Source organism: Shimia sediminis, from assembly GCF_003990645.1.
GTDB lineage: Bacteria > Pseudomonadota > Alphaproteobacteria > Rhodobacterales > Rhodobacteraceae > Shimia > Shimia sediminis.
This window is the reverse complement of record NZ_RYZK01000004.1, coordinates 357,836-382,876: the sequence shown is the minus strand read 5'-3', so window position 1 is coordinate 382,876 and position 25,041 is coordinate 357,836. Positions and strand designations below refer to the sequence as shown.

The following is a 25,041-nucleotide window of genomic DNA, read 5'->3' as shown; positions in this document are numbered from 1 at the left end:
TACACTCAGGCGTTCTATGCGGGCCTGGATACCAGAAAAAGGCTGAGCAGGCCGACGATGGACAGGGTGAACGGCACCAGTTCTCTGGACAGGATCGTGATCTGGGCATCGTTCAAACCATCGAAGTTGATCCCCAGCAGCCGAGTGACGACGACAAGAGTCAACGTGGTGCAAACCGCTACCAAGCCAGGCTTGAGGAACGAGCGAAAGAAAACACCATAGAGGGCAAACAGCCCCAACCCTAGGTGGAAGCCTCCAAAATCAACCCGAATACTGGTGATACCATCGGGTGCCAGAACGGCCGTCCCGCTGATAACGCTGGGATCCAAAACGCCTGTTACTCCGGCAAGGCACATGATCAAGCCGCACAGAAGCAATGCGGCTCTAGGAACCCACGACAAGGTTTTTCGTGTTTTGGTGGACATTTAGGTTCTCCCAAGTAACGAGACTGCAGATTGGGGGCGGGAACATGCCGCCCCTTTTTGAAAGATTTATGAGGTCAAGTGCCGAACTTTGAATTCTACCCTTGAGGTCGTTTCAGCTACCAAAGTTTGGTACTGGCGGTGTTTCCTGTCAGGCGCCAAAATGGTTTTGGAAAAAGTCCAGTGTCGCGGCTTCGGCGGAAACAGCAGCTTCTTCTGCGCGGCCTGTTCGTCCTAGTCGGGCGAATGCGTGACCAACGCCTTCGTGTACCGTCACCGTGCTTCCGCTTGATTGTTCAACATGGGCTGTGATGGCAGCTTGGGCTTCTGGTGGGCACAGATGGTCATCAGCGCCAAGATGAATCAACAGCGGTGCCTGCGGGCCTGTGCTTGTGTCGAGGTCTTGGCTGATTGCCACAGGATAAAAGCACACGACGGCATCCGCCGCATTCGACGTTGCCATGCGAAAGGCAACGCGGCCACCAAGGCAGTAACCAACAACACCAATTTTACCCTTGAGTTTGCCGTCCTCGCGAAGAAGCGCCGCCGCGGCATCCATGTCGCCCAGGCTCGCTTCCAGATCGAAGCCCTGCATCAAGGTCATTGCCTTGTTGCGATCCTCTTCCAGAGCAGCATTCAGTTCGATACTGCGTTCCTGGCGCCAGAACATGTCAGGTGCAATGACATCGTATCCTTGCTCGGCAAACCAGTCCGAGGCAGCTCTGATATTGTCATTCACTCCGAAAATTTCTTGAATCAGGACGAGTCCGCCGATGGGAGCATCCGATACAGGCCTGCTGCGGTACGCCAAAAAAGATTGACCATCTGATGCTTCGATAGTGATGGTTGTGCTTTCAATTGCCATTGATTTGCTCCGTTTTGCGCGACAATGCGCGCTTAAAATTTAGGGGAGGGAGTTACCCGGTAACGCCTGCTTCTTTGTAGTAACGAGCTGCGCCTGGGTGCAGGGGGATGGGCGAATTTGCCATGCGTTCCGGTACGATCGGATAGCTTAATGGGCTGTGATGGGCTGGAATGTGACGGAATTGCTGTTCGATCACCTCACGTGTCTCAACAAGACACCAAGTCAGCAAATGGGCCAGATCTTCGGGCATGTCGTCGCGCACCAATACCGCAAAGTCAGAGAAGTTCAGAGCAGGCATGTCCTCGGTTTGACCCTCCCAGAAATTCGCGGGGATAACGGCGCGCGGCCAGCCAAACTTGGTCTCCAGCGCGTCAAGCGCAGCGTCTTCGGCGGGCAGAAACACCAATGACCGATTTGCCACTGCATCCCGCCACCAAGGTGTCATGTAGGCTTCTTGCAGCAAGGCATCGACTTCACCGTCGCGCATGCGGAAAACGGACTGCTCGGGTCGGGTGTCCGTGATCAGCTTTCCCCCCCACGATTCCAGAGTGGCTTGATCGATGCCATGCGCCTCAAGGTAACGTGCTGCCGTGTAGCCAATCAGATTTGTCCCGTCATCTTCTGACGTGGCCAGGGTGATTGGCGGTTTTTTTTCGCGCAGCTCTTCAAAAGTGGATACGCCGAACTTTGGATCAATGGCAAACACCATACGGTCTGTTTGCGGAAGAACGGCGAGTGCGCGCAGTCTTGGGAGCGGATTTCCTTCGAAAACTCCCTCGCCAGTCAGCGCTCCGGGTAGCATCTGTACTGGGGTCGCAATGCATAGGTCGACTTCGCCGTTGGAAACCGCAATCGGTGAATCGGCTCCGGCAATCAGGTTCCAGATTGCAACACGCGATCCTTTTTCCGTGCGATCGCAGACCTCCTGACACAGCCAAGAACAAATTCGGTGAAAGTTGGCTTGCCCCCAGTCGCCTGTAAAATTCAGTCGAACACTGCGATCAAGTCTGGGCTCATTTAGCTTGGAGAGGTCAGAGGTCATTTTCGGTCATTTCCTATTTTCATTGCCTATTTATAGGATAGATGTTACATTAGCAATGTCTGTATTCCCATAAAGTGGGAAAAATGGAGAATAAAGTGGCTGATCAGCGTTAGTCTGCTTTCGTGAATTCTACGAGCCATTCCAGCTCGAGCTATAATGGGCATTTGAAATGTATGATCTAAGTGACAGAGGCTATAGAATCGGCTACAAAACAATAGCAGGCTATGTTGATCGCAGAACAGCATGAGCCCTTTGAGACTAGTCATAGTACTTTGCAGCGACTTGAGCGCTCCGAGAAGCACCGAGCAGTACACCCTTCGATAGATCAAAACCAACCAATCAGGAGAAAGAAATGGCGAAACTTGTAGAACTTGATGAGGTCGTAACACTGGCCGACCAACTTGCGACCAGTGAAGGTCCGGTCGTGTTGGTCAATGTTTTTTCCATCGACCCAAAAGACGAAGATGCGCTGATCAAGGCTTGGGCGCATGACGCCGGTTTCATGAAGTCGCAACCGGGTTACGTTTCCACGCAGATGCACAAAGGCCTCGCAGGAAGCGGGAGCTACATGAACTACGCGATCTGGGAAAATGTGGAGTCTTTCCGCAATGCATTCACCAACCCAGAGTTCCAAGCCCGGATTGGACAATACCCCGAAAGCGCGGTCGTGCGTCCGCACTTGTTCTCGAAACTTGCAGTGCCCGGTTTCTGCGTCGCATAGCGATCTCAAAAAAACAGCCAAGGCCCGGAACGTCTGTTCCTCGGGCCTTGGTCACCATGCCGGGCGCGCAACGACCCATCACCTCAAGCGGTGTTTTGCGGGTGCCCGGGCAAATGCTAAAAGGCCCCTGTGTTCCGGCGCTTGGCACGTTCGTTAAATCCGGGCAGGAAAACCGTTGCTATCAACGCCCATTCCAACGCAAATCCGATGCCTGCCAGGACCATCACCCAGTTTTGAGGTTGGAAGGTTCCGAGCGTCAGGATCAGGATCAGGAGCGAGACATCCAAGCCTAGGACAAACATCGAGAAACCATTGTTGCGAAGGGTCTCGATGTCGCGAAGCGTGTGGTCGACATTAAACAATCGCCCAAGGCGCCGCAGGTCAAGCCGCACCTTCACGTGTAGAACAATAAGCCACAATGAGAACAGCCCAACCATGCCCCCCAGCCACGGTGTAACCAATACCTCGATGGGCCCGTAATAGTTCGCGATCAGCCACCCCCCTGAAGCAAAAAGGACAGCGGCCCCGGGCAGGGTCAGCGCATTGTAAGACACAGTCATCACGCGAACAGCGCTGAAATGAGACTCCTGTGTTGCCATGCGACGTGACAGGATGTCCTGAACCAACACGGAAAACAGCCCGGCAGAAACCAGCAATATTCCAATGAGATGTGCGAGTTTCATCAAAGTGAATAGCATTTGAGCGCCTCTGGTGATGTGCGAGATAGATGGGCTTGTGTTCGGTTTGGGCCCAGTCGAACAGGCAAATCTGTACCCTTTCGGCCCACGGCTACGTGTAATCCAATCAATGTCTTGCAAACTGCAGGGATATGCCTTTTGCGCTGGCAGGCCTCATACCTCATACCTCATACCTCATACCTTCGCTTTGCGGCGGAGGCGGCCTTTTAAACGCAGTCCGTCGCGCATGCTCATGCCCAAGAGGGTTAGGTTCGTTGCGCCAGCGAACAATTCGAGCGTCTGGACGAGATAGAAGGTACTGTCGAATTCACCAGACTTGGCTTTTGCTGCAAGAAAGAGCGCCGCAGGAATTAGGATCAGAACTCCGTTTGCCGCAATGATTGGCATCCTCCGAGCTTTGGCTCCTAGAACTCCACCGCGTCGTTTGCCTGCAAGAGAGAAGCCGGAGCCACCAACAGCAGCCATCGCTGGCACCAGCACTAAAAACCCCCACGGGATTGATGATTTAACTGCTATGACTTGAGCTTCGGTTCCGAAGAGCTCAACTGCAACGGTGGAAAACCAGAAGCCGGCGATTATGAAAAAGGCCAGCGCGCCTGCAATTGGGTGGATTTTCTGTTTCACGGGACATCTCCATTCTTAAGTTCACTACAATAGCGAGCTATGTTGTTTTTACCGGGTTTCGGTGCATCTAGCCTTGTCTTGCCGTTTATATAGTAAGCTATGCAAAAAATACAACCCTACGCTCAAAAATGGGCTGCAAGTCCGGCAACAGAAGAGCCATAGCTCTCTGTTCTCGGGTTCTGAATGCTTCAGGTGCGGAAATTGGGCGATTGCAGCTTTGGGTTAAGGTGGAGCCTATTGAAACAAAGGCGACCAAAGTGGCCGTTCTTAGGTGCACATTGCGTGGAGCACTATCTCAAGCGGCGGCCCAAAATGCCGCCCTTTGGCCTACACGGTGCCGCCAAGATATCTAGAACATTTGAATGTAGGCGACCGCGAATCCATTTTATTTTCGCACGCCGTCAAGCCCAAAGCGGACCGAGTAAGTAATGTCAAAGTTCCCGCCGGTTCTGGTCAGGTAGGTTATGCCAAGTTCAACAATGCCATAGGTGGGGTCGTCCAGAAACTCATCCAAATCGTTTACAAGCTCATGTTCGATACCCAATGTGGCCTTGGGTGACTATGTTCCCGGCGTCAGCGCTTTGGAGATTCTCGCCTTCGCCCAGACGCTGCCGTAACGCATCACTGGTCCATCAACACCGGAACACCGATTGCCGAAATTATCCGCGGTCTTCTCGATCCAGGTTTTTGGTACAGGACACCCGCGATCGGGGTCAGCACTCAGCCCTGCGGAAGCCAGCCGATGTGTGACTTATCGAAATGCTCCACCAGCTCAGATTGAACGTACAGCCGGTCGTCATCTTGTTTCCGGGTGAGCGTCGATGCCGGGCTCTGGGGCAGTGAAATATCCGTTTCACCTAACATGTACTCGATTCGCGCGGACATACCCCAGTTTTGGTTGAACTGTTTCAGAACGTCAGCACGCAAGCCCCACCCGGTATACGTCCGATCGGCTACGCCAATGCTTTTTGGTGTCCGTATTTTCATAGAACGCACCAAGGGCAAACAAGGTGCTTGGGTCCAGGAATTTGACAAACAGGGCACCTAGTCGAACTGTCTGAGCATCGAACTGTACAATGCTGCCGCTGCCACTTGCATGTTCGGCACCGTTGTTACCCGCGAAACACAGATACGGTTCTACGCGATACCGAAAGACTCGTTTGAAAGACAGCTTTCGAGAAGGCCCGTGCTCGCAAGATTTTAGATGCCAGCTATGCCTAAGGGCAACTGGCCTGCCGGCCGGCGCCTCATGACCGATGTTCGTCAGCCAACACCATGGTTGCTGTGGCAGCAGGTGCCAAACGCAAGGGTAGCGCTTTGTTGTTATGGTTTCCTCTTGAAAAGTCGGAATAAAGTTCTTGTTGCTTCCCAAAATCCACACAATCCTCAAAAAGAAAAACGCCCAAAATGGGCCGGAAAGAAGTCGAAAAGTACAGAAGTTTCTGTGAAAGCTTCTCGCCGCAGCGACATGGTTTTGACACAAGGGGCCGCCACAAATGATCTCCCGGAGGGCAACGAGATCGACTAAAGGCTTGCACGACACGGACCCGTCGTCGTGCATCGGCAGACCTGGCGAATCCTTTGGTTGGCGTGTGCAGGACTTTTAGCAAAGGAGTGACACGCGTAGCTGCGTTGAGGCAGCCCTACGGGCCAATTATGGACGGCAGTGGAACTGGCGGCTGTCGAGTTGGGCATTTGAATCAGCCACGATGTCAATCCTCAGGGAATTGGTACGAACCACCTCGGAGCGTAATCAACTCGTTCGCAGGATTTGCGTAACTCTGTTCGGTGCAAAGATACAATCGACGGGTTGGGCGTGCAGCACTGCCAACCACTGCAAGAGCCGCGGCCTTTGTCCGTGTGGGTGGTTGTCAGCTCTCAAGCCCGTTTGAGCCGTACAACCAATAAAGCTGATTGCACCATTCTTCGGTCGTCATGTTCGACATCACGTGATCACGCACGGCGGCCTTGGTGCCATCGGGGTGGTATATATAGTCACCGATCAGGCGCGAGTTCATCTGGACCCGAGCGGTCCGCACGCGCCGTTGATTTTGGTAAGTCTCCAGCGCATTCTCAATGTCACCCCCGTAGTTTTCCATGCAATGGGACAGCGACACTGCATCTTCCAAAGCCATACACGCCCCCTGCGCAAAGTACTGCAACATTGGGTGTGCAGCATCTCCCAGAAGGGCAACGCGACCCTCGCGCCAATTGGAAATCGGGTCTCGATCGCAAAGCACCCAAAGCTTCCAATCCTGCCCGTGTTCAATGATCTGACGGGCCTGCGGGGCGATATCTTCAAACCCCTGAATCACTTCTCTGCGGCTCACAGGACGCCCCGAGATGTTCTCTTGCAGATCACGGTGATAGGTGACAACCAAGTTGTAGACCTTTCCGCCCTTCAACGGATAGTGGACGATGTGGCACTTGGGGCCTGCCCACAAAGTGGCTGCATTCCATCGCAGTTCCTCTGGCATCCGTTCGGTAGGAATGACGCTCCGGTAGGTTGCATGGCCTGAAATCCTGGGCTCGCCGTCACCAATCATTTGTGCGCGGATCGGTGAGCGAAGCCCTTCCGCGCCAATCAGGGCCGCGCCATTGATGGTGCCCTGCGAAGTATGCAGACTGACGCTTTTGCCGTCTTGTTCATAACCGCTAACCAAGGTGTTTGTGCGGATGTCGATCAGGTCACTTGCTTCGCAGAAATCCAGCAAAACTGTGTGTAAATCCGCGCGATGAATAACCGCATAGGGATTTCCCATACACTGTCGAAATTCCTCTCCCAGTGGGATTGAGGTGATGGAATCGCCGCTTTTTGCATCCATGAGTCGCAAGGACTCCACGAAAACTGCCTTTGATCGCGCCTCATCCCCGATACCAAGGTAGTCGAAGGCGTGAAACGCGTTCGGGCCAATCTGCACGCCCGCCCCGATTTCTCCCAGAATGCGAGACTGCTCGACGACAATTGACCGGAAGCCTTTTCGGGCGAGTCCGGCAGCGGTTGCCAGGCCACCGATTCCGGCACCTGCAATCAAAATAGGCTCTAATGGCACAATTGCCTCCCTAGTCAATTTGCCGAGAGGGCGCACAGGCGACCCTCACTTGCAGATGTCCCTCTGCCGCTGTTGTCTTGTTGAGGACCCGACGCGTGCTACAGACCGGCATACCCTGCGCGTGACACCCAGAAATCCCAGGCGCGTGCAAGAGGCATGTCGCCCAGCAACATCGCGCTGGTTTTGTCTATTTCCCCGTCTGTCAGGTGTTTGAGTTCACCCAATGCCAGCGACTGCTGCACCAACGCTGCGTTGTCTTTCAAGCCAGTTGCGACCATGCAGACTGCCCGCAAGTTGGCGGCAACGCAGATACACCCGTGCCCCCGCAACAAGGCTACGCGGTTTTGTCCAAGCGTGCGAGAGAGCGAGTGCCCCATGTCCATTCGATCGACCAGCATGTTGGTGTCTCCAAATTCGTCCTGGCTGTCCCAGGTTGGAACTTCTTTTCCGATGACCGAAGACATGTGAAAGATGGGACGAAGAGACACATCATTCATGGTAAAGGGGATGATCGAGCGGGCATGGTGGTGTGCAACCGAATTCACATCTGGCCGGTCTTTGTAGATGGCCCCATGAATATGGCGCTCATTGTAGGGTCTGCGGTGATCTTCACCGATCAACTCTCCTTCCAGCGTGAACTCCATGATATCTTCACGGGTCACATTTACCGGGCTGCGCGATCTGGACAGAAAGTAACGATCGTTCCGCAATGGATGCCGTACGCTGACATGACCAAAGCTGTCGATAACATCCTCTCTCGCGAGAATTCTGTTGGCCAGAACCAGCTCGGTTATCGCTGCATCAACAAGCTGAGTGTCGTTTTTTGAGGCATGGTCAAGAGGCATCTAGATCTCCAAGTATATTTTAGATGCAGACTAGAAAGGTTGTTGGCTGGTGAAAAATATATAGTATGGCGCCGATTCATATCTTGGAGCGAATGTATCTTTGCGCGCTCGCCATGCGCAGACAGGCACTATCTTGGAGGTATCTAAATGCGGTCGCTTGTTAGCCAACTTACACTCCACAAATTGGAAGTGTTTTGCCACGTCGCCGAATTGGAAAGCGTGTCGCGCGCGGCCGAGGCGTGTAGAATTGCCCAGCCGGTGGTGACAACGCATATCAAATCTCTTTCGGAGAAACTGGGCGTTCAACTGACACAGCGCAATGGGCGGCGGATCACGCTTACCGAGGATGGTAAGCGTATATATGTCTGGGCCAAGGAAATCGTGTCGCAGACGCGAGAGCTGGAACAAGAGCTCAAGGACCGAAAGTCGGGCAAGATCGGCAATGCCTCAATCGCGGCATCCATGACATTGGGGTCATACATTTTGCCGTCGATCGTATCTCGGTTCAAGCAAAGCCACGAACAAAGCAACATCTCAGTTCAGGTCGCCAGCCCGAAGCTCGCCAGCGAACAAGTACTAAGTGGCGATTGTGACTTTGGTTTGACGATTATCGACCAGATACACGGTGTTGGTGGACTGAATGTGACCCCTTTGTACAAGGAACGACTGATCTTGGCTGGGTCGGAAAAAACCACTTTTGTCGGTGACCACGTAACCCCAGAAAAGCTTGTGAATCTTCCGTTTGTGACGGCCAAAACTGACTCTGCACGCCGGGATCTCGAAGACTACGCGCTCATGACACATGGCCTCACACGCAGCAACGTAGCACTGGAGCTCGGGCACGGAGAGGCAATCAAACGGGCCGTCCGGGCTGGCGCAGGTATCGCGTTTCTTTTCAAATCCTCCGTCATGGACGAACTGGAAATGGGAACGCTGCGAGAAATCAGAACGCCCGGGATGTCTCTGGCCTTTCCAATTTATTTGGTGCAACGACAGAACCGGCTTCTCAGCGCATTTCAGAAGAAGCTCATTGACTACATTTGTTCGGAAATCAGAGATCTGAATCAGGACGAGCTATTGCCCTGAAGAAAGAACAAACTGGTTCCTAGCAAGCGTTTCCAAGCGTCGGCACACTGCCTCTCCGAGCGGTCTTGCCTGTTTATTGGGGGTGGTTTTACTTACACAATCCAAATCAGCGCCACCTAAGAGGCAATCACGGCATCCCGCACTATGTACGTGCCACCAGTATGGCCCCTGGTCAGCCTGACCACGTTTGAAATCTCATCGAACCGGTAATCCAGCCCGACCAGTGCCGCGGGTATCGAGGTGGCAGCCCTGAGAGCTGAAGCCAAATCTACGCCGACCTTTTCGACCATCACCCGCACCGCCGTCGACAGGTCAAGGTCCGCACCTGCAAGGGTTCCGTCAGCCAGAGTCAGAACACCTGCGTTGCGCCGGATCAAGCGATCACCGAGTTCAAACTCGGTTGCATCTGTCCCGGCCACGGCCATTGCGTCGCTGACGAGAAAGATCTGTCCGGGACCCGTCTTGGCCTTCCATGCCGCGCGAATTGTGTCGGGGTGTACATGTACCGCATCTGCGATCAGGCCCGCGTGCACATTGCCGTTGGACAGGGCCGCGCCCACAAGCCCCGGCTCCCTGTTGCCCAGCTGGCTCATGGCGTTGAACAGATGTGTGACGCACCGCGCCCCGGCAGCGATATAGCGCGCGCTGGTTGCGTTATCTGCATCGCTGTGCCCGAGAGAAACCAGAACGCCCGTCTCCGCCAGAGCTGTGACCTGTGCTTCGGTGACATTTTCTGGCGCAACGGTGACCTTGAGCCGGGGCAGGGCCGTTGCCGCCTTTAGCAAAATGTCCAGATCCTCGGCTTCCATGGCCCGGATCAGGGTGGCATCATGAGCCCCTTTGCGCGCAATCGACAAATGCGGGCCTTCGAGGTGCAAACCGGCGATGCCCGTAACGCCCATGCGAATGGCCTCTTGCGTGGCGTTGACGGCCGCGCGGGTCTTGTCCCTTGTATCGGTAATCAGGGTTGGCAAGAAGGCTGTGACCCCCAGCCTGCGATGGGCCGCGGCCATGCGCCGGAGCGTTGCGACCGACGGATCCGAGTTGAAAAGGACACCATCGCCGCCATTCACCTGAAGATCCACGAAACCGGGAAACAGGATGTCTCCACCAAGGTCGATCTCCTGTTCCGCGCTGGGCATGTCGGCCTCTGGGACAAGTCCGGCAAACCGACCGTTTTCAAAATGCGCGGCCTGCGTCTCGTGCAGGTCCACCCCGTCGAAAATGCGGCCATTTCTGAAGGTGAGAGAAGCCATGGTCATACCGTTTCAGTGACCTTGTTGAGGTGCCGGGGCTTGTCGGGATTGATGCCCTGAGCCCGCGCAATTTCTTCAACCATCGCGTAAAACGAGACAATGGCCGGGATCGGGTCGCACAGCCAGTGGTCGGTGCGTACATGAGGCAGTGTCGTTGCGCGGTTGGTCTTGTCAGTCACCGCAAAAACGTTTGCCCCCTTGTCGGCCAGCGCATCTGCAGTCTCGGCCACTTTCTGTTCGGCCTTGTCGCGCGCGGAAAAGACGATCACCGGAAAACCACGGCCGACAATCGAAACCGGGCCGTGCAGAACCTCGGCCGACGAGTAGCTCTCGGCATGAATGAGACACGTTTCCTTGAATTTCAGCGCGGCCTCGTTGGAAATTGCCCAGGACGGGCCGCGACCAATGGTAAATAGCGACCGACCGTCGATTGCCGCGGCGACAGCAGACCAGTCACAATGCGTGGCACGCTCAAGAAACGCGGGCAACGCGCGAATTGCGCGCAAGAGGTCGTCATCCTCGCAGAGTTCAGCCAGAAACCAGAGCCCGGCCACCAGCGACGTGACAAAGGTTTTGGTGGCCGCGACGCTCAGTTCCGGACCGGCGTGGATCGGCAGGGTGACATTTGCGGTCTGACCCAACCGCGAAGCAGCATTGTTCGTGATTGCGACGGTCAGGGCACCGCTGTCGCGCAATGCCTGGGTCATGGCCACGATGTCAGGACTCTGGCCCGATTGCGAAACCGAGATGCCAACGGCACCTCGCGCCTCAAGCGTGACCCCGTAGACTGAGCTGACAGACGGCCCCACCGACGCCATGGGAAGTCGCAACAACAGTTCGCTGGCGTATTTCAGAAATGACGCCGCGTGATCGGATGACCCGCGTGCGACGGAAATGAAATAGCGCGGATCGGTGTCGCGGGCCAGGGCGGCGGCCGCTCGGATGGCATCGCCGCCCTCGGTCAGCAGACGCTCTACGGCCGACGGAATTTCGCGCACCTCCTGGTGCATCAGGGTGGGCATTGTTGACATGTTTGGCAGCCTTTCTCTCAAAGGCGCAGCTCGGCCACGAAATCGTAGGCGTCGCCGCGGTAAAGCGAGCGGGTAAGTTCAGCGACCCGACCACTGGCCAGGTAAGAGGTGCGTTCTATGGAAAGTCCGGCCGCTCCTTCCGGAACATGCAACAGGCCAGCCTCCCGCGCTTCGAGGTTGATTGCGGAAATCTTCTGGACAGCCCGGACCGGGCGTACCCCCCTCTGATCGAGCACTGCATAAAGCGATGTGGTCACCTCGAGCGGGTTGGGAAGCACGTCGAGCGGCAGCGAGGCACGCTCGAGCGCCATGGGTCGTCCCCCTGCTTCACGCAGGCGATGAATGCGGGCCACTTCGGAACCATCAGAGAGGTTGAGCGCATCCTTTTCCGCTTGTGTCGGCAGAAAAACCCCTCTTTCGAGCCAGAGCGACGTGGTCTCCATGCCGCGCCCGGCCATGTCCTCGGTAAACGAGGTCAGATGCGACAGTGACTGCTCCATGCGATTCATCGGCTCGCGGATGAAAGATCCAGAGCCTTGTCGCTGTTCGATCAGCCCTTCACGCACCAGCTCTTGGATGGCCTTTCTGACCGTGACCCGGGACAATTCGGTGATTTCCGCAATCTCGCGCTCGGGCGGCAGCGAAGAATTGGGGGCCAGCAAACCGCTTTCGATGCCGCTTTCCAGCCTCTGGCGCAATTGCACATAGCGCGGGCCTTCGTTTTGGCCGAGCCAGGCTTCGGGGCGCAGAAACTCGGCGGCATTCATGAGGACATCTCCGTTGCAAGTTCACAGGCCAGTTCCAGCGCGCCGGACAGGGGCTCACCTGCCGCCGGCGCAACATCGACCTGCATCTCTGGGGGCAGATAAGGCTGGAACTGAGGGGCAATGCCGCCTGTCAGGCAGATCGTCAATCCCGGCTGCCACCCGATAGAGGACAGGCTGCGCGCGATTTCTGATGCCCCATCTGTCATGATACGTGTGCCCAGGGGGTCGTTCTCTTGTGCTGCCTGCGTCACCATCGGTGCAAGTGCGCCAAACTCAGGTGGGCGGGCCGTGCGACCAAAGCTGACAATCCCGGCAGCCCCTCCGAGTTGTGCCAACAGTGTCTCGCTCAGCGCTGTCATTTGCGCGCGCCCATCAACTGCCTCGAGCGTAAGGCGCAGCGCAGTCCGGCCAACCCATTGCGCTGAGGCCTCATCCCCCAGAACCGGCCCCCAGCCGCCCGAGAACCGGGCGGTGCCGGCAATCTGCGCTGCATAAAACGACCCGGTTCCAGAGTGCGCAACGGCCCCCTCGCGATCTCCAAGAGCGCCGCGCAGTGCGGCAAGCCGGTCGTCCTCCACGCGCAAAATCTGAAATGGCAGCGCGGCGCGCAGTCGGTCGGCAATTTCCGGGCCAGTGACGCCCGCCAGACCAACGAATGCCGGATAGCGTGCAAGTGCATCAAGCCCGATGCCCGCCCGCTCTGACAGGGCATGTAGTGCCTTCATGATCTGGGCCACGCCGCCGTCAAAGTCGCTCGTGACATTGGCTGATCCGGTCTCTGCCGTCAGCACACGCCCTGCCGTGCGCAGCGCAACGCGGCACCGCGTTCCACCGCCATCGACGGCCAGCACGTTGGTATGATTGGGCTTGTTCATAACAATACCTATATAATACCTATGAACCAAACGAAAGACCTAAAGCGTGCCAAATTGGCTGAAATGGCTGAAATGGCTGAAAAACTTACCGAAACTCTGCGCCGAAAAGAAATGATGGACAAAAGGTATTATAATGGTATTTAATCGGCGAAAGGGGGAATCACATGCCGATACCGGGAACCGAAGCATTGCACGATCAGGCGAAGGGTCTTGATGGCCGCCCGCTTGCCGAGGCGGCGGTGTTGCTGGTGGACGGGCAGATCGCCGCGGCAGAGGCAGTGCGCGCTGTTGCATCGGACATTGCCGGTGGCGCCCGTATGCTGGCGCGGGCTTTACGGGCGGGTGGCACTCTTCACTATGTCGCAGCCGGGTCGTCCGGCCTGATGGCTGCTGCCGATGCCCAGGAGCTGGGTGGCACCTTTTCGATATCCCCGGATCAACTGCGTATTCACATGGCCGGTGGCCTGCCCACGGGCGTCGAAATGCCCGGTGGCACCGAAGACGAAACAACGGGCCTTGACCGGGCGCTGGGCGGGCTGGGCGCTGACGACGCCGTGATCGCGGTCTCGGCCAGCGGCACCACGCCCTATACTCTGAAGGCCGCCGCACTTGCGCGCGCGACCGGGGCCAAGGTTATCGCGATTGCCAACAATGCCGGATCGCCTTTGCTGGAAATGTCCGACCACCCGATCTTGCTGGCCACCCCACCCGAGGTGCTGTCAGGGTCGACGCGCATGGGCGCGGGAACGGCCCAGAAAATCGCGCTCAACATGCTCTCGACCCTCATGGCGATCGAGCTTGGTCATGTCCATGATGGCATGATGGTGAACCTGCGTGCGGACAACACCAAACTGCGCGCCCGGGCCACTGGTATCGTCTCGCACGTTGCCGGGGTGGCCGAGGATACGGCCGCCGCCGCACTCGACGTCTCTGGTGGCCTCGTTAAACCCGCTGTTTTGGTTGCATCAGGGCAAACCCCCGATGCCGCCCGAGCTCTTCTTCGTGAAACCGAAGGAAATCTGCGCGCCGCGCTGGCGCGACTGAAATCAAGCACCCAAGGGAGGATGTCATGACACGAAACACAATTGGAATCGCGCTGCTTACAACTGCGCTCGCCACCACGAGCGCGCTGGCAGACGACGTAACGCTGAACATCGAAAGCTGGCGCAACGATGACCTCAAGCTGTGGCAGGAAAAAATCATTCCGGCCTTCGAAGCCCAAAATCCCGGTATCAAGGTGAACTTTACACCCTCGGCCCCGGCAGAATACAACGCTGTTCTCAACTCGAAACTCGACGCAGGGTCTGCAGGCGACATCATCACATGCCGCCCCTTCGATGCATCGCTGGCGCTTTATGAAGCAGGCCACCTTGCCGACCTCAGCGGTCTGGACGCGATGAGCAACTTCTCGGATGTCGCGAAATCCGCGTGGCAGACAGACGACGGCTCGGCCAGCTTCTGCGTGCCGATGGCTTCGGTGATCCACGGCTTCATCTACAACAAGGATGCCTTTGCCGACCTCGGCATCGCGGTGCCCGAAACCGAGGACGAGTTCTTTGCTGCGCTCGAGGCGATCAAGGCCGACGGCAGCTATATCCCGATGGCCATGGGCACCAACGACCAATGGGAAGCGGCCACGATGGGCTACAACAACATCGGTCCGAACTATTGGAAAGGTGAAGAGGGTCGCCTGGCCCTGATCGCCGGTGACCAGAAGCTGACCGACGAAGCCTGGGTCGCGCCTTATGCAACGCTGGCCCGCTGGGGCGCGTACCTTGGTGACGGCTACGAGGCGCAGACCTATCCCGACAGCCAGAACATCTTTACCCTCGGCCGCGCAGCGATCTATCCTGCCGGGTCCTGGGAAGTCTCGGGCTTTAACAGCCTCGCAGATTTTGAGATGGGCGCCTTCAAGCCACCGGTGCGCAAGGCTGGTGACACCTGCTATATCTCGGATCATACCGACATTGGCATCGGCATGAATGCGGCAACTGCCAACCCGGAAGCAGCCCAGACGTTCCTGGCCTGGGTCGCCAGCCCAGAGTTCGCCACGATCTTTGCCAACGCTCTGCCGGGCTTCTTCCCGCTGTCGTCGGCGCCTGTCGAAATTGCCGATCCGCTGGCGGCAGAATTCGTCAGCTGGCGTGGTGAGTGCGAAAGCACGATCCGCTCCACCTATCAGATCTTGTCGCGCGGGACACCGAACCTGGAGAATGACACCTGGGGTGCGTCCGTGGCCGCAATCAAGGGGGCATCGTCTCCTGAAGAACTTGGCCAGAAACTTCAGGACGGCTTGGCCAGCTGGTACACGCCGCAGCAGTAACCTCCCGACACTGCTCATCGCCCCGGACGCGGATGCGCCCGGGGCCTCTCAATCCCGGAGACTGACCCATGAACAAGGCTCGCATCCGCTGGCATATTCTCGTGTTCCTTGCGCCGGCCGTCATTGTCTATTCCGCCGTGATGGTTTTCCCGTTGTTCAACACGCTCCGGCTTGCTTTGTATTCACGGGTTGACCAAGAACGCGTCTTTGTCGGCCTCGAAAACTTCCGAACCCTGTTTTTTGACCCGATCTGGTCAGAGCAATTCTGGAATGCGCTTGGCAACAATTTCTGGTTCTTCATTGTGCACATGCTGGTCCAGAACCCGATTGGCATCGCATTGGCGGCGCTGCTCAGTCATCCGCGCCTGCGGTTCGCGGCCTTGTACCGGTCGGCGATATTTATCCCGACCATCCTGTCCTTCGTTATTGTCGGTTTTGCATGGAAACTGATCCTTTCGCCGATCTGGGGCATCGCGCCCGGCATGTTGGACTGGGTCGGCCTCAAGTCGCTTTATGCGCCCTGGCTTGGCAAAGAGGAATACGCGCTGACCACCCTGGCGCTTGTCTCGGTCTGGCAGTTTATCGGCATTCCGATGATGCTGATCTACGCAGCCCTTCTGACCATTCCCGAGGAAATACTCGAGGCGGGTGAGGTTGACGGGATTACCGGCCTGTCCGCGTTCTGGAAGATCAAGCTGCCGCTGATCCTGCCGTCGATCGGGATCATCTCGATCCTGACGTTTGTTGGCAACTTCAACGCCTTCGACCTGATTTATGCCGCACAAGGAGCGCTGGCGGGCCCGGACTTTTCAACGGACATCCTGGGGACCTTCATGTATCGCACTTTTTTTGGCTTCCAGCTTCAACTTGGCGATCCGCACATGGGATCCGCTATTGCCGGTGCGATGTTCGCAATCATCCTGATCGGTGTTTGCATTTACCTCTTTGGCATCCAGACCCGGATGCGCCGCTATCAGCTGTAAGGGTGACGCTATGAACAAGGCCCGCTCAAACCCCCTTAACACCGTGATGATGCATGGGGCGTTGATCCTCTACACATTGATCGCGCTGTTCCCTGTTTTCATCATCATTATAAACTCGTTCAAGGAACGCAGGTCGATTTTCCGCGAGCCTTTGGCGCTGCCGAATTCCGAGAGCTTTTCGACCATTGGCTATGAAACTGTGATGAAGCAGGGGGATTTCTTTCTCTACTTCCAGAACTCGATGATCGTGACCGTGGCCACACTGTTCTTCGTGTTGCTGTTTGGTGCGATGGCAGCCTATGCGCTGAGCGAGTACAGGTTCAAAGGCAACCTGTTGATGGGGCTCTACCTGGCACTCGGGATCATGATCCCGATCCGGATCGGCACCGTTGCGATTTTGGACATGATGGTGGCTACAGGGTTGGTGAATACTCTTTGGGCGCTGATCCTGGTCTATACGGCACAGGGCCTGCCGCTGGCGGTGTTCATCCTAAGCGAATTCATGCGCCAGGTTTCGGACGACCTCAAAAACGCCGGTCGCATCGACGGGCTCAGCGAATACACGATCTTTTTCCGCCTCGTGGTTCCGCTGGTGCGTCCTGCGATGGCAACCGTTGCGGTGTTCAACATGATCCCGATCTGGAATGACCTCTGGTTTCCGCTGATCCTGGCTCCGGCGGAAGAAACGAAAACGCTGACGCTTGGATCGCAGGTCTTCATCGGCCAGTTCGTGACTGACTGGAACGCAGTGCTGTCGGCGCTGTCCATGGCGATCCTGCCGGTGCTGGTGCTGTACGTTATCTTCTCGCGTCAGTTGATCCGAGGCATCACGTCGGGGGCAGTCAAATGATCCGCGTGCTTGTCGCCGGGTTGGGGAACATGGGCGCCAGCCATGCACTGGCACACCATGCCGATCCCAAAGCCAACATTGTCGGACTGGTGACCCGCTCGGGCAGGGTCGATCACGCTGATCTCGCCAGCTACCCCATGTTCACCGACTTTGGCGCGGCACTCGCTGCGACGACGCCGGACCTGGTGATCATCGCGACCTATACAGACACCCACGCCGACTATGCCATTGCCGCGTTGGAGGCCGGTGCGCATGTCTTCGTTGAGAAACCCCTCGCGATGACCGTGGCTGATGCAAAGCGCGTGGTTGAAACAGCGACACGTACCGGTCGCAAGCTTGTCGTCGGCTATATCCTGCGCCACCATCCCTCGTGGGTAAGGTTGATTGACGAGGCGCGCGCCCTGGGCGGACCCTATGTGTTCCGCCTGAACCTCAACCAGCAAAGCACGGGCGACGAATGGGAAACCCACAAAGCGCTGATGCAAACGACCTCTCCCATCGTGGATTGTGGCGTGCACTATGTGGACGTCATGTGCCAGATCACCGATGCTGCACCGGTGCGGGTGCATGGCATGGGGCTGCGGCTCAGCGATGAAATCGCGCCCGACATGTACAACTATGGCCAGTTCCAGGTGGTCTTTGCGGACGGATCCGTTGGCTGGTACGAAGCCGGATGGGGCCCAATGATGTCGGAAACCGCCTTTTTCGTGAAGGACATCGTCAGCCCGAACGGCGCGGTGTCCATTACCGAGGGCAACAAGGGGGCCTCGTCGGACATTGATGGCCACACCCGTGTCGGCGGCATTCTTGTCCATACGCCATCAGGCGACCGCAGCATCGACATGCCGGAAGAGCCCGGGCATCAGGTGCTTTGCGACGCTGAACAGGCATTCATGCTGCGCGCCATCACCGATGACATCGACCTGACCCGCCACATGAGCGACGCCGTAAGCTCGCTCGCTGTTTGTCTGGCTGCGGACGAAAGCATCCGCACCGGCCAGCCCATTTCGCTTGAGGAGGCGCTGAAATGACCGCTCTTTCCCTGAAAAACGTCAACAAGTTCTTCGGTGACGTGCATGTTCTGAAAGACATCAGCCTCGAAGTGGATGAGGGCGAATTCGTCGTCTTCGTCGGTCCCTCGGGGTGTGGTAAGTCCACGCTTTTGCGCGTGATTGCCGGACTCGAGGATGCGACATCCGGCGACATCCACATCGCAGGCGCACAGGTCAACCGAACTCCGCCGTCAAAACGCGGCATCGCCATGGTGTTCCAAAGCTACGCGCTTTACCCGCACCTCAATGTGCGCGGCAACATGACCCTGGCGCTCAAGCAGGAAGGCCAGTCAAAGGCGGTCATCGAGGGGCGCGTACAAAAGGCGTCACAGATGCTGGACCTTGGGTCTTACCTCGACCGCTACCCAGCCGAGCTTTCGGGCGGGCAGCGTCAGCGGGTTGCCATCGGGCGCGCCATCGTGCGCGAACCCAAACTGTTCTTGTTCGACGAGCCTCTGTCGAACCTTGATGCAGCCCTGCGCATGAACACCCGCATCGAGATTGCCAACCTGCACCGGCAACTGGGCGCCTCGATGATCTACGTGACACATGACCAGACCGAGGCCATGACGCTGGCGGACAAGATCGTCGTTCTGCGTGATGGTCGTGTCGAGCAGATCGGCAGCCCAATGGAGCTTTACAACAACCCCGCCAATCAGTTTGTGGCCGGTTTCCTAGGCTCGCCGTCGATGAACTTCCTGCCCGGTGATCTGTTGAACGGCGGCGATCATACGATGGGCATCCGGCCCGAGGATCTGTTCCTGGCAGAAGAAGGCCCGCTTGCGGTGCGTGTCAGCCACGTTGAGCATCTTGGCGGTGACACAAATGTCATTGCCCACGCGAACACCCATCAGATCACCGCGCGATTGTTTGGTCAGCATCAGGTGACAGTGGGCGAGGAATTGCGGCTCGGGTTCAAGCCGGAAAGTACATACGCCTTTGATCAGGACGGTGGGCGCTTGCGCTGAACGCGCCCGGCGCCGATTGATCCGGTGGGCTTAATGCGCCGACCCAATTGTAACGACTGTCTGCGTGGCTTTGTTGCCATAACCCGTTCAGGTCAGCGGACTTGAAACAGCCCTAACTTGAACGACAGAAATCTCATTCCCTTCGGCAAACGTCTTGGCGTGTAAGCGGCTTAGATTTGAGCGGGGGCAGATGACGTTGCAAATGAAATTGGTTGTTGATGGCGTCACGCGCAGACAGAAAACGTTGCACTGACCCAGGAGATTTGAAAGGGCCCATTCGTCTTTCCCGTCAATTCCTTCCTGAATAGCCCTTAGTATTGCAGGCACTTTCTTCTCTTTGCGTCCTGACTCTAGACAGACTTCGGCCAGATCACCGGGAACCAGTCTTCGCGGAGCCGCTGACCGGGGTGCATGTCGTGATCGGGGAAGGGGGGCGAGGTGCGGCCGGGGCGTTCGACGTAGCGGGCGTCATCGCCGACGAGGCGCAGGGAAAAGGCGCGGCGGCGGGTGTCCGAGGTGTTGCCACGCGCGCCGTGCAGGATGTCATAGTTGAAGGCCACGGCGTCACCCGGCTCCATTTCCCACTCGAGCACGTTCATGCCTTCGGCGTCCGGATCGGGCACGGGCATGTAGTCGTCGACATTAGGGAAATAGCTTTCTTCGCTGACCCAGCGCATGGGCAGCACGGGTTTCTCCCAGCGATGCGAGCCTGCGACCATGCGCAGGGTGGCCTCTTTGACGGGATCTAGCGGGGACCAGAAGCTGATGGTCTGCTTGCCCTCAACAAAATAGTATGGGCCATCGGTGTGCCAGGGCGTGGCGAGCGAGGTTCCGGGTTCCTTGACCAGTACATGATCGTGAAAGACCTGAACCGATTGGGATTGCATCAGGTCGGCGGCGACTTCGGCGGCAGGAGAGTTGGCAATCACCTCGCGAAACTCGGGGATATCCTGCCAGTTGCAGTAATCGTCAAAGAAGCGACCGGACTCGCCCTCTTTGAAGTTTTCCGAGGCAAAGGGGCCGGGGTGTTCCATGTTGTGCGCCACACCGGCCCGAAGGGCGTCGACGTGATCGGCAAAAAGACCCTTGATAAACACAACGCCATCACGCTGAAAGGCGTCGATGTCGGCTTGGGTGATCAACGGGTTGGTCATCTGGTCTCTCCTTGGCTGCGTCCGCCCAGTGGTGCGAGGTCAGCGCGACGCCGTCAAGTGCGCTAGCGTCGCGGTATGGTCGCAAAAGGGCAAAAGAGCGTGGATTTCACGAAAGAGGTAAGGTTTGGTGTCGTCCATCTGATGCATCGCATGGGCTCGTGACTTTGACCTCCTCTCTCCCCCATCTCGACCTGAGCACCCTGACCAAACGCTTTGACAGCTTTACGGCTTTGTCGGGCATTTCCCTGCAGGTCACAGAGGGTGAGTTCGTCTGTTTTGTAGGTCCGTCGGGGTGCGGTATGACCACGTTGCTGCGCGCTGTATCCCAACCCGACTGTGGCACATAAAGTGGCCTAGAGGCTTGGGGCAACGTGTTTAGCCGTGCGGAAATCAATGCGCGGGTTGGTGAAATGCGGCCCTCGTGGGGTTGGCCGAGCAGGGGGCGGATATTCCATCGCAAATCACCGACGGGCGACAAAATCGCGATGCGCTGGCTCGCACCTTGGCAGCGGCGTCACGGCTTTTGCTGCCGGACGAACCGCATTCGGGCCTGAATCCGAAGGAAAGAGAACAGCAGCCTTGCGAGATTCTAGATGTAAACACACGTATAGGGCTGACCGCGCCGTGGTTTTTGCCATTTAGGGGTACGAACAGGCAAAAAGCTGGACCTTTGTTCGCACACCGCTACCCTGCCTAGCATGTGCCCGGTTGTCCGGGCGACCATGATCGGGAGGGGAGCACCAAAAAATGGTAGATCTACGCGTGCAGCGTTTGAGGTTCCTGCTGCAGGCCATGGATGATGTGTCAGGCTCGACCGAAGCCGGGGACATCACCCTGGCCAAGGTGGGGCTGAGCCGTGCCAAGGTAGCCAATGATACGGTCACCCTTGCCCAGAACGCCGAACCGATGATGCTGCGCCATGCCTGCGAAGTTCTTGGCGATAACAGTTTCGGCGCGCGCGCAGGACTGGGGTACAACGATTACACGACACTGAACGCCTACATCACCAAATACTCGCGCACCTTGCAGGAGGCGATAGAGAATTCGAGCAAGTATTTCACACTGCTCGATCCGACATTTGAGCTGGGGCTGCGTGTCACATCCAACGCGGCTTCTTTTGAGATCGAACTTGCCGATCCAGGTATCGCAAAGTTTCACCGCTATATCGAGTTCACGATGTTCAGCGGGCTGGGCCGGATGCGGAGCATTACCGGTGTCGAGTTTTACCCTTTGCAGATGCGGATGCCGCATCAGGCCCGCGATGTCGCGGCAGAGATCGAGCGCATTGCGGGCTTTCCGGTGGTCTTTGGGGCAGAGCGCTGCGAGATGTTGCTGTCACGCAGCACGTTGGAGCTGCCGATACCGACCTATGATCCAAGCCTGCGTGACCATCTGAAGCAATACGGCAATCAGCTGCACTCGGCCAATCGCCGCAGGGCCAATGACTTGCGGTCGCAGGTTGAAGGCATTCTGGCCGCCAATCTGCCCGGCCGTATCGTGGCAGCCGAGGATATGGCCGCCAACCTTGGCATGAGCCGCCGGACGTTTGCCAGACGCCTGAGCGAACAGAACCTGAGCTACCGGGAAATTGTCGATGCCATGCGCTGCGACCTTGCATGTACCTATCTCAAGGACGGCTTTCACATCGCCGAGATAGCCTTTTACCTGGACTATGCGGATCAGGCCGCTTTTTCGACCGCCTTCAAACGCTGGACCGGAGAAAGCCCCAGTGCTTATCGCAGGCGCATACTCAAGAGTTAGGCCACACGGGATGTCGCGTTGACATGGGCTTGCCCGCATTGCAGGGTCGCGGCTTGAACACCTTTAGAAACAGGCGCATCCATGTCCAAATCCGTTCGGCCCAGCCTCTTCACGCGACCGTTTGATCTTGGTCTTTTGCAGAGTGTGGCTGTGGGGATCATGCTGCGCCATTGGTATGCGACGGGCCTGTATTGGTACAACCACCGCAAGCTGCCACGGATCGCCGTTCCCAAGACCTTTAACGACAAGATTTTCTGGCGCAAGATCGTCGATCGCAATCCGATGTTCGTGACCTTCAACGACAAGGTGAAGGTGCGCGATTGGGTCAAGGATGTGATGCCAGAGTTGCCACAGACCGAGATGCTGTGGCACGGGCCGGACCCCAAGAGCATTCCGGACGACGCCTTACACGCGCGGGCTATGTTCAAGGCAAACCATGGCTGCGGCTGGAACAAGATCTACGACCCGCAAACCATGTCGCGCGAGGATGTGGTGACCATGCTGGAGCAATGGCTGCAAGAGACCTTTGGCGGCAAGCTGTCGGAATGGGCCTATGCGCAGATCCCGCCGCAAGGGTTGATCGAGGAAATGCTATCGTATCCCGATGGCGCGCCGCCTGATAACCTGAACGTGCACTCCAGCGACGGCAAGGTCCTGTTTGTCGGGTTGTACAAGGGTAGCAAACAGACACGTCGCGAGATCGGGTTCTTTGATGGCGAGGCCAGACGGCTTCCAATCAGTGTTGGCCAAACCGCCCCGTTGCGCGAGGATTATCAGCCATCACCCGCCCTGTTGAAAGCGCTTGAAACCGCCAAGGTGTTGTCCAAAGGCTTTGACTATGTGCGGTGCGATTTCATGGGGACGGATCAGGACATCTGGTACAATGAGATCACCACCTATACCGGCAGCGGTCATCTCAAGTTTTCTGATCCTGAGCTGATTGGCGAGATTCAGCAGGACTGGGACCTGCGAAAATCCTGGTTTCTGAGCACGCCGCAGGGTGGTTTCAAAGAGATTTATCGCAAGGCGTTGCTCCGGGAACTGACCCGCCGCGTCGCTCAGTAACCTTCAAAAAGGGCGGTCGACAGGTAGCGCTCGGCAAAGGATGGCACGATCACCACGATCTGTTTGCCTGCCATCTCGGGGCGCCGGGCGATTTGCGCTGCGCTCCAGATCGCCGCACCAGACGAGATGCCCGCTGCAACCCCGTCGCAAAGCGCCAGTTCCCGCGATGTGTTCAGCGCCTCGTCTTCGCCAACCGCGATGACCTCATCCACAAGGCTGACGTCAAGGTTGTCGGGGACAAAGCCACCGCCGATGCCCTGGATTTTGTGCACCTCGTAAACACCACCCTTGATCGACTGCGCCTTTTCCGGCTCAACCGCAACCATGTGCAGGCCGGGTTTCTTGGGCTTTAGCGTGCGCGCCAGCCCGGTGAAGGTGCCGCCCGTCCCGATACCTGCGACCACCACGTCGACGCCGCCTTGGGTGTCATTCCAGATTTCTTGGGCGGTCGTGTTCTCATGCACCATCGGGTTGGCGGGATTGTCAAACTGGCTGGGCCAGTAAGAGCCGGGGATTTCCTTGAGCATCTCCTTGGTCTTTTCGATGCTGGCCGAGATGCCGGGCGCCTTGGGCGTCAGCACGACCTCGGCCCCGAGGAACCGCAGCATGCGCTGACGCTCGATGGAAAAGTGCTCTGGCATGACCAGGATCAGCCTGTACCCCCGCGCGGCGGCGACAAAGGCAAGCCCGATGCCGGTATTGCCCGAGGTGGGTTCGATCAAGGTCATGCCGGGGTGGATTTCGCCCCGTCGCTCCAGATCAAGGATCATGTTGACGGCGGTGCGGTCTTTGACGCTGCATAGCGGGTTGAAGTATTCGAGCTTTAGCAACAGGTCCGCCTTGAGCCCATGTTTGGCGCTATAGTTCGGCACCCGTACGAGGGGCGTGTTGCCAATGGCCTCGACCACGCTGTTATAGATGCGCCCGCGCCCTTGGGTTTTTGGCATGACGGTTTCAGTCTCGGTTGGTGCCCCGTCGGTCATGCTGGCCAAAGCCTCCTGATTATGCGCAGTAATTGTGCCGCTTGTGGTTAGGTCAAATGGACAGAAGAACTCGAGGGCGGTCAACCCGAATGCTCACGAAACTGTCAGAAGGTCGCGCTTGACCCTCCACTGGGTGGAAGGGCCAGAGACGGGATGGCAACATGGGGAGAGCAATATGAAAGCTGGTGTAATTGGGGTCTTGGCCCTGGTTTTGGGTCTTGGGGCCTATGTGTTTTTGAGTGGCACTGCTGAGGAAACACCGCAGGCGGCACCGCCACAAGGTGACGCGCTTGCCGCGATAACCCTGCCAGAGGCACTCGGCCCAAATGCCAAGATTGGGCAGCGCGTGTTTCAGGCCAAATGTGCAGATTGTCATGGGGTTGATGCGGTTGGCGTCGATGGATCCGGTCCACCCTTGGTTCACAAAATATACGAACCCTCGCACCATGCAGACGAAGCCTTTCAACGGGCGGTGCAATTGGGTGTCCGGTCCCATCATTGGCGATTTGGAGACATGCCTGCCGTAGATGGCTTGACGCGGGGCGATGTCACGATGATCGTGGCTTATATACGAGAACTGCAGCGCGAAAACGGCATCTTCTGATGCCTGTCGAACA

At 57.3% G+C, this 25,041-nt stretch carries 29 protein-coding genes; 14 read left to right on the top strand and 15 right to left on the bottom strand.

The window, feature by feature from the left end; genetic code table 11:
- Positions 1–14 precede the first annotated feature (14 nt).
- The 3 genes from EK369_RS11890 to EK369_RS11880 all read right to left on the bottom strand — a co-directional run bounded on the left by EK369_RS11890 (position 15) and on the right by EK369_RS11880 (position 2,329).
- Complete coding sequence (locus EK369_RS11890) at positions 15–425, bottom strand: DUF4345 family protein (RefSeq protein WP_127114450.1); 411 nt, start codon at positions 423–425, stop codon at positions 15–17.
- A gap of 148 nt (positions 426–573) precedes the next feature.
- Positions 574–1,287: a dienelactone hydrolase family protein gene (locus EK369_RS11885; RefSeq protein WP_127114449.1), complete on the bottom strand. Its 714-nt coding sequence runs from the start codon at positions 1,285–1,287 to the stop codon at positions 574–576.
- A gap of 52 nt (positions 1,288–1,339) precedes the next feature.
- Positions 1,340–2,329 carry a TAXI family TRAP transporter solute-binding subunit gene (locus EK369_RS11880; RefSeq protein ID WP_127114448.1) on the bottom strand — a complete coding sequence of 330 codons (990 nt, stop codon included), beginning with the start codon at positions 2,327–2,329 and terminating at the stop codon, positions 1,340–1,342.
- A 352-nt stretch (positions 2,330–2,681) separates the two neighbouring features.
- Between EK369_RS11880 and EK369_RS11875 the strand changes: the two genes are divergently transcribed.
- The gene (locus EK369_RS11875) at positions 2,682–3,050 is read left to right on the top strand and encodes an antibiotic biosynthesis monooxygenase family protein (RefSeq protein WP_127114447.1); all 369 of its coding nucleotides are present in this window, start codon (positions 2,682–2,684) and stop codon (positions 3,048–3,050) included.
- Positions 3,051–3,166: 116 nt separating this feature from the next.
- Here the strand turns inward: EK369_RS11875 and EK369_RS11870 are convergent, their stop codons facing one another.
- The 4 genes from EK369_RS11870 to EK369_RS11860 form a co-directional block, all read right to left on the bottom strand.
- Positions 3,167–3,748, bottom strand: coding sequence for a DUF2269 family protein (locus EK369_RS11870; protein ID WP_127114446.1), 582 nt, complete (start codon positions 3,746–3,748; stop codon positions 3,167–3,169).
- A gap of 174 nt (positions 3,749–3,922) precedes the next feature.
- Positions 3,923–4,372: a hypothetical protein gene (locus tag EK369_RS11865; RefSeq protein ID WP_127114445.1), complete on the bottom strand. Its 450-nt coding sequence runs from the start codon at positions 4,370–4,372 to the stop codon at positions 3,923–3,925.
- Between the two features lie 385 nt (positions 4,373–4,757).
- Entirely contained in the window at positions 4,758–4,916 is a 159-nt protein-coding gene (locus tag EK369_RS21790) for a hypothetical protein (RefSeq protein WP_164726971.1), read from the bottom strand.
- Positions 4,917–5,092: 176 nt separating this feature from the next.
- Positions 5,093–5,359 carry a hypothetical protein gene (locus EK369_RS11860; RefSeq protein WP_127114444.1) on the bottom strand — a complete coding sequence of 89 codons (267 nt, stop codon included), beginning with the start codon at positions 5,357–5,359 and terminating at the stop codon, positions 5,093–5,095.
- Positions 5,360–5,621: 262 nt separating this feature from the next.
- Here EK369_RS11860 and EK369_RS11855 point away from each other — a divergent pair, with 262 nt between their 5' ends.
- Positions 5,622–5,900: a hypothetical protein gene (locus EK369_RS11855; protein ID WP_127114443.1), complete on the top strand. Its 279-nt coding sequence runs from the start codon at positions 5,622–5,624 to the stop codon at positions 5,898–5,900.
- A gap of 343 nt (positions 5,901–6,243) precedes the next feature.
- On the opposite strand, the gene EK369_RS11850 is transcribed toward EK369_RS11855, so the two are convergent.
- Both EK369_RS11850 and EK369_RS11845 read right to left on the bottom strand, forming a co-directional pair.
- Complete coding sequence (locus EK369_RS11850) at positions 6,244–7,425, bottom strand: 3-hydroxybenzoate 6-monooxygenase (protein ID WP_127114442.1); 1,182 nt, start codon at positions 7,423–7,425, stop codon at positions 6,244–6,246.
- Positions 7,426–7,523: 98 nt separating this feature from the next.
- Positions 7,524–8,270, bottom strand: a complete 747-nt coding sequence (locus EK369_RS11845; RefSeq protein WP_127114441.1) for a class II aldolase/adducin family protein — start codon at positions 8,268–8,270, stop codon at positions 7,524–7,526.
- Positions 8,271–8,417: 147 nt separating this feature from the next.
- On the opposite strand from EK369_RS11845, the gene EK369_RS11840 reads away from it, so the two are divergent.
- Positions 8,418–9,356: a LysR family transcriptional regulator gene (locus EK369_RS11840; RefSeq protein ID WP_127114440.1), complete on the top strand. Its 939-nt coding sequence runs from the start codon at positions 8,418–8,420 to the stop codon at positions 9,354–9,356.
- Positions 9,357–9,472: 116 nt separating this feature from the next.
- On the opposite strand, the gene nagA is transcribed toward EK369_RS11840, so the two are convergent.
- Genes nagA through EK369_RS11820 form a run of 4 tightly spaced genes read right to left on the bottom strand, consistent with a single transcriptional unit; the run spans position 9,473 to position 13,285 of the window.
- Positions 9,473–10,618, bottom strand: a complete 1,146-nt coding sequence (gene nagA, locus EK369_RS11835; RefSeq protein WP_127114439.1) for an N-acetylglucosamine-6-phosphate deacetylase — start codon at positions 10,616–10,618, stop codon at positions 9,473–9,475.
- Positions 10,615–11,643: an SIS domain-containing protein gene (locus EK369_RS11830; protein WP_127114438.1), complete on the bottom strand. Its 1,029-nt coding sequence runs from the start codon at positions 11,641–11,643 to the stop codon at positions 10,615–10,617. The genes nagA and EK369_RS11830 overlap by 4 nt, the downstream gene beginning before the upstream one ends.
- Positions 11,644–11,660: 17 nt before the next feature.
- A complete protein-coding gene (locus EK369_RS11825; RefSeq protein ID WP_127114437.1) occupies positions 11,661–12,410 on the bottom strand; it encodes a GntR family transcriptional regulator in 750 nt (249 codons plus the stop codon).
- Positions 12,407–13,285, bottom strand: a complete 879-nt coding sequence (locus tag EK369_RS11820) for a glucosamine kinase nucleotide-binding domain-containing protein (protein WP_127114436.1) — start codon at positions 13,283–13,285, stop codon at positions 12,407–12,409. The genes EK369_RS11825 and EK369_RS11820 overlap by 4 nt, the downstream gene beginning before the upstream one ends.
- Before the next feature lie 21 nt (positions 13,286–13,306).
- On the opposite strand from EK369_RS11820, the gene EK369_RS22300 reads away from it, so the two are divergent.
- The 7 genes from EK369_RS22300 to EK369_RS11790 all read left to right on the top strand — a co-directional run bounded on the left by EK369_RS22300 (position 13,307) and on the right by EK369_RS11790 (position 19,461).
- Positions 13,307–13,429, top strand: coding sequence for a hypothetical protein (locus tag EK369_RS22300; protein ID WP_268920612.1), 123 nt, complete (start codon positions 13,307–13,309; stop codon positions 13,427–13,429).
- A gap of 20 nt (positions 13,430–13,449) precedes the next feature.
- The gene (locus EK369_RS11815) at positions 13,450–14,358 is read left to right on the top strand and encodes an N-acetylmuramic acid 6-phosphate etherase (RefSeq protein ID WP_127114435.1); all 909 of its coding nucleotides are present in this window, start codon (positions 13,450–13,452) and stop codon (positions 14,356–14,358) included.
- Entirely contained in the window at positions 14,355–15,608 is a 1,254-nt protein-coding gene (locus tag EK369_RS11810) for an ABC transporter substrate-binding protein (protein ID WP_127114434.1), read from the top strand. The genes EK369_RS11815 and EK369_RS11810 overlap by 4 nt, the downstream gene beginning before the upstream one ends.
- Positions 15,609–15,676: 68 nt before the next feature.
- Positions 15,677–16,591, top strand: a complete 915-nt coding sequence (locus EK369_RS11805; RefSeq protein ID WP_127114433.1) for a carbohydrate ABC transporter permease — start codon at positions 15,677–15,679, stop codon at positions 16,589–16,591.
- 10 nt (positions 16,592–16,601) lie between these two features.
- Positions 16,602–17,441: a carbohydrate ABC transporter permease gene (locus EK369_RS11800; protein WP_127114432.1), complete on the top strand. Its 840-nt coding sequence runs from the start codon at positions 16,602–16,604 to the stop codon at positions 17,439–17,441.
- Entirely contained in the window at positions 17,438–18,472 is a 1,035-nt protein-coding gene (locus tag EK369_RS11795) for a Gfo/Idh/MocA family protein (RefSeq protein WP_206198080.1), read from the top strand. Before EK369_RS11800 ends, EK369_RS11795 begins: the two co-directional genes overlap by 4 nt.
- Positions 18,469–19,461, top strand: a complete 993-nt coding sequence (locus tag EK369_RS11790; RefSeq protein WP_127114431.1) for an ABC transporter ATP-binding protein — start codon at positions 18,469–18,471, stop codon at positions 19,459–19,461. The genes EK369_RS11795 and EK369_RS11790 overlap by 4 nt, the downstream gene beginning before the upstream one ends.
- 350 nt (positions 19,462–19,811) lie before the next feature.
- On the opposite strand, the gene EK369_RS11785 is transcribed toward EK369_RS11790, so the two are convergent.
- Positions 19,812–20,615, bottom strand: coding sequence for a phytanoyl-CoA dioxygenase family protein (locus tag EK369_RS11785; protein ID WP_127114430.1), 804 nt, complete (start codon positions 20,613–20,615; stop codon positions 19,812–19,814).
- 158 nt (positions 20,616–20,773) lie between these two features.
- On the opposite strand from EK369_RS11785, the gene EK369_RS21785 reads away from it, so the two are divergent.
- The 3 genes from EK369_RS21785 to EK369_RS11770 all read left to right on the top strand — a co-directional run bounded on the left by EK369_RS21785 (position 20,774) and on the right by EK369_RS11770 (position 23,441).
- Complete coding sequence (locus EK369_RS21785) at positions 20,774–20,962, top strand: ATP-binding cassette domain-containing protein (RefSeq protein WP_164726970.1); 189 nt, start codon at positions 20,774–20,776, stop codon at positions 20,960–20,962.
- Positions 20,963–21,362: 400 nt separating this feature from the next.
- Complete coding sequence (locus EK369_RS11775) at positions 21,363–22,376, top strand: helix-turn-helix domain-containing protein (RefSeq protein WP_127114428.1); 1,014 nt, start codon at positions 21,363–21,365, stop codon at positions 22,374–22,376.
- A gap of 81 nt (positions 22,377–22,457) precedes the next feature.
- Positions 22,458–23,441: an ATP-grasp fold amidoligase family protein gene (locus EK369_RS11770; protein WP_127114427.1), complete on the top strand. Its 984-nt coding sequence runs from the start codon at positions 22,458–22,460 to the stop codon at positions 23,439–23,441.
- On the opposite strand, the gene cysK is transcribed toward EK369_RS11770, so the two are convergent.
- Entirely contained in the window at positions 23,435–24,424 is a 990-nt protein-coding gene (gene cysK / locus EK369_RS11765; RefSeq protein WP_306461213.1) for a cysteine synthase A, read from the bottom strand. The two genes, EK369_RS11770 and cysK, sit on opposite strands and share 7 nt — an antisense overlap.
- A gap of 175 nt (positions 24,425–24,599) precedes the next feature.
- Between cysK and EK369_RS11760 the strand changes: the two genes are divergently transcribed.
- Entirely contained in the window at positions 24,600–25,028 is a 429-nt protein-coding gene (locus tag EK369_RS11760; RefSeq protein WP_127114426.1) for a c-type cytochrome, read from the top strand.
- Positions 25,029–25,041: the final 13 nt, after the last annotated feature.

Coding starts and splice junctions, on each gene's coding strand:
- cysK (WP_306461213.1), bottom strand. CDS start 24,424: ATGACCGACGGGGCACCAACCGAGACTGAAACCGTCATGCCAAAAACC.
- EK369_RS11875 (WP_127114447.1), top strand. CDS start 2,682: ATGGCGAAACTTGTAGAACTTGATGAGGTCGTAACACTGGCCGACCAA.
- EK369_RS11855 (WP_127114443.1), top strand. CDS start 5,622: ATGACCGATGTTCGTCAGCCAACACCATGGTTGCTGTGGCAGCAGGTG.
- EK369_RS11870 (WP_127114446.1), bottom strand. CDS start 3,748: ATGCTATTCACTTTGATGAAACTCGCACATCTCATTGGAATATTGCTG.
- EK369_RS11790 (WP_127114431.1), top strand. CDS start 18,469: ATGACCGCTCTTTCCCTGAAAAACGTCAACAAGTTCTTCGGTGACGTG.
- EK369_RS22300 (WP_268920612.1), top strand. CDS start 13,307: ATGAACCAAACGAAAGACCTAAAGCGTGCCAAATTGGCTGAAATGGCT.
- EK369_RS11840 (WP_127114440.1), top strand. CDS start 8,418: ATGCGGTCGCTTGTTAGCCAACTTACACTCCACAAATTGGAAGTGTTT.
- nagA (WP_127114439.1), bottom strand. CDS start 10,618: ATGACCATGGCTTCTCTCACCTTCAGAAATGGCCGCATTTTCGACGGG.
- EK369_RS11825 (WP_127114437.1), bottom strand. CDS start 12,410: ATGAATGCCGCCGAGTTTCTGCGCCCCGAAGCCTGGCTCGGCCAAAAC.
- EK369_RS11810 (WP_127114434.1), top strand. CDS start 14,355: ATGACACGAAACACAATTGGAATCGCGCTGCTTACAACTGCGCTCGCC.
- EK369_RS11885 (WP_127114449.1), bottom strand. CDS start 1,287: ATGGCAATTGAAAGCACAACCATCACTATCGAAGCATCAGATGGTCAA.
- EK369_RS11770 (WP_127114427.1), top strand. CDS start 22,458: ATGTCCAAATCCGTTCGGCCCAGCCTCTTCACGCGACCGTTTGATCTT.
- EK369_RS11815 (WP_127114435.1), top strand. CDS start 13,450: ATGCCGATACCGGGAACCGAAGCATTGCACGATCAGGCGAAGGGTCTT.
- EK369_RS11800 (WP_127114432.1), top strand. CDS start 16,602: ATGAACAAGGCCCGCTCAAACCCCCTTAACACCGTGATGATGCATGGG.
- EK369_RS11795 (WP_206198080.1), top strand. CDS start 17,438: ATGATCCGCGTGCTTGTCGCCGGGTTGGGGAACATGGGCGCCAGCCAT.
- EK369_RS11860 (WP_127114444.1), bottom strand. CDS start 5,359: ATGAAAATACGGACACCAAAAAGCATTGGCGTAGCCGATCGGACGTAT.
- EK369_RS11890 (WP_127114450.1), bottom strand. CDS start 425: ATGTCCACCAAAACACGAAAAACCTTGTCGTGGGTTCCTAGAGCCGCA.
- EK369_RS11820 (WP_127114436.1), bottom strand. CDS start 13,285: ATGAACAAGCCCAATCATACCAACGTGCTGGCCGTCGATGGCGGTGGA.
- EK369_RS11880 (WP_127114448.1), bottom strand. CDS start 2,329: ATGACCTCTGACCTCTCCAAGCTAAATGAGCCCAGACTTGATCGCAGT.
- EK369_RS11775 (WP_127114428.1), top strand. CDS start 21,363: ATGGTAGATCTACGCGTGCAGCGTTTGAGGTTCCTGCTGCAGGCCATG.
- EK369_RS11830 (WP_127114438.1), bottom strand. CDS start 11,643: ATGTCAACAATGCCCACCCTGATGCACCAGGAGGTGCGCGAAATTCCG.
- EK369_RS11805 (WP_127114433.1), top strand. CDS start 15,677: ATGAACAAGGCTCGCATCCGCTGGCATATTCTCGTGTTCCTTGCGCCG.
- EK369_RS11845 (WP_127114441.1), bottom strand. CDS start 8,270: ATGCCTCTTGACCATGCCTCAAAAAACGACACTCAGCTTGTTGATGCA.
- EK369_RS11785 (WP_127114430.1), bottom strand. CDS start 20,615: ATGACCAACCCGTTGATCACCCAAGCCGACATCGACGCCTTTCAGCGT.
- EK369_RS11760 (WP_127114426.1), top strand. CDS start 24,600: ATGAAAGCTGGTGTAATTGGGGTCTTGGCCCTGGTTTTGGGTCTTGGG.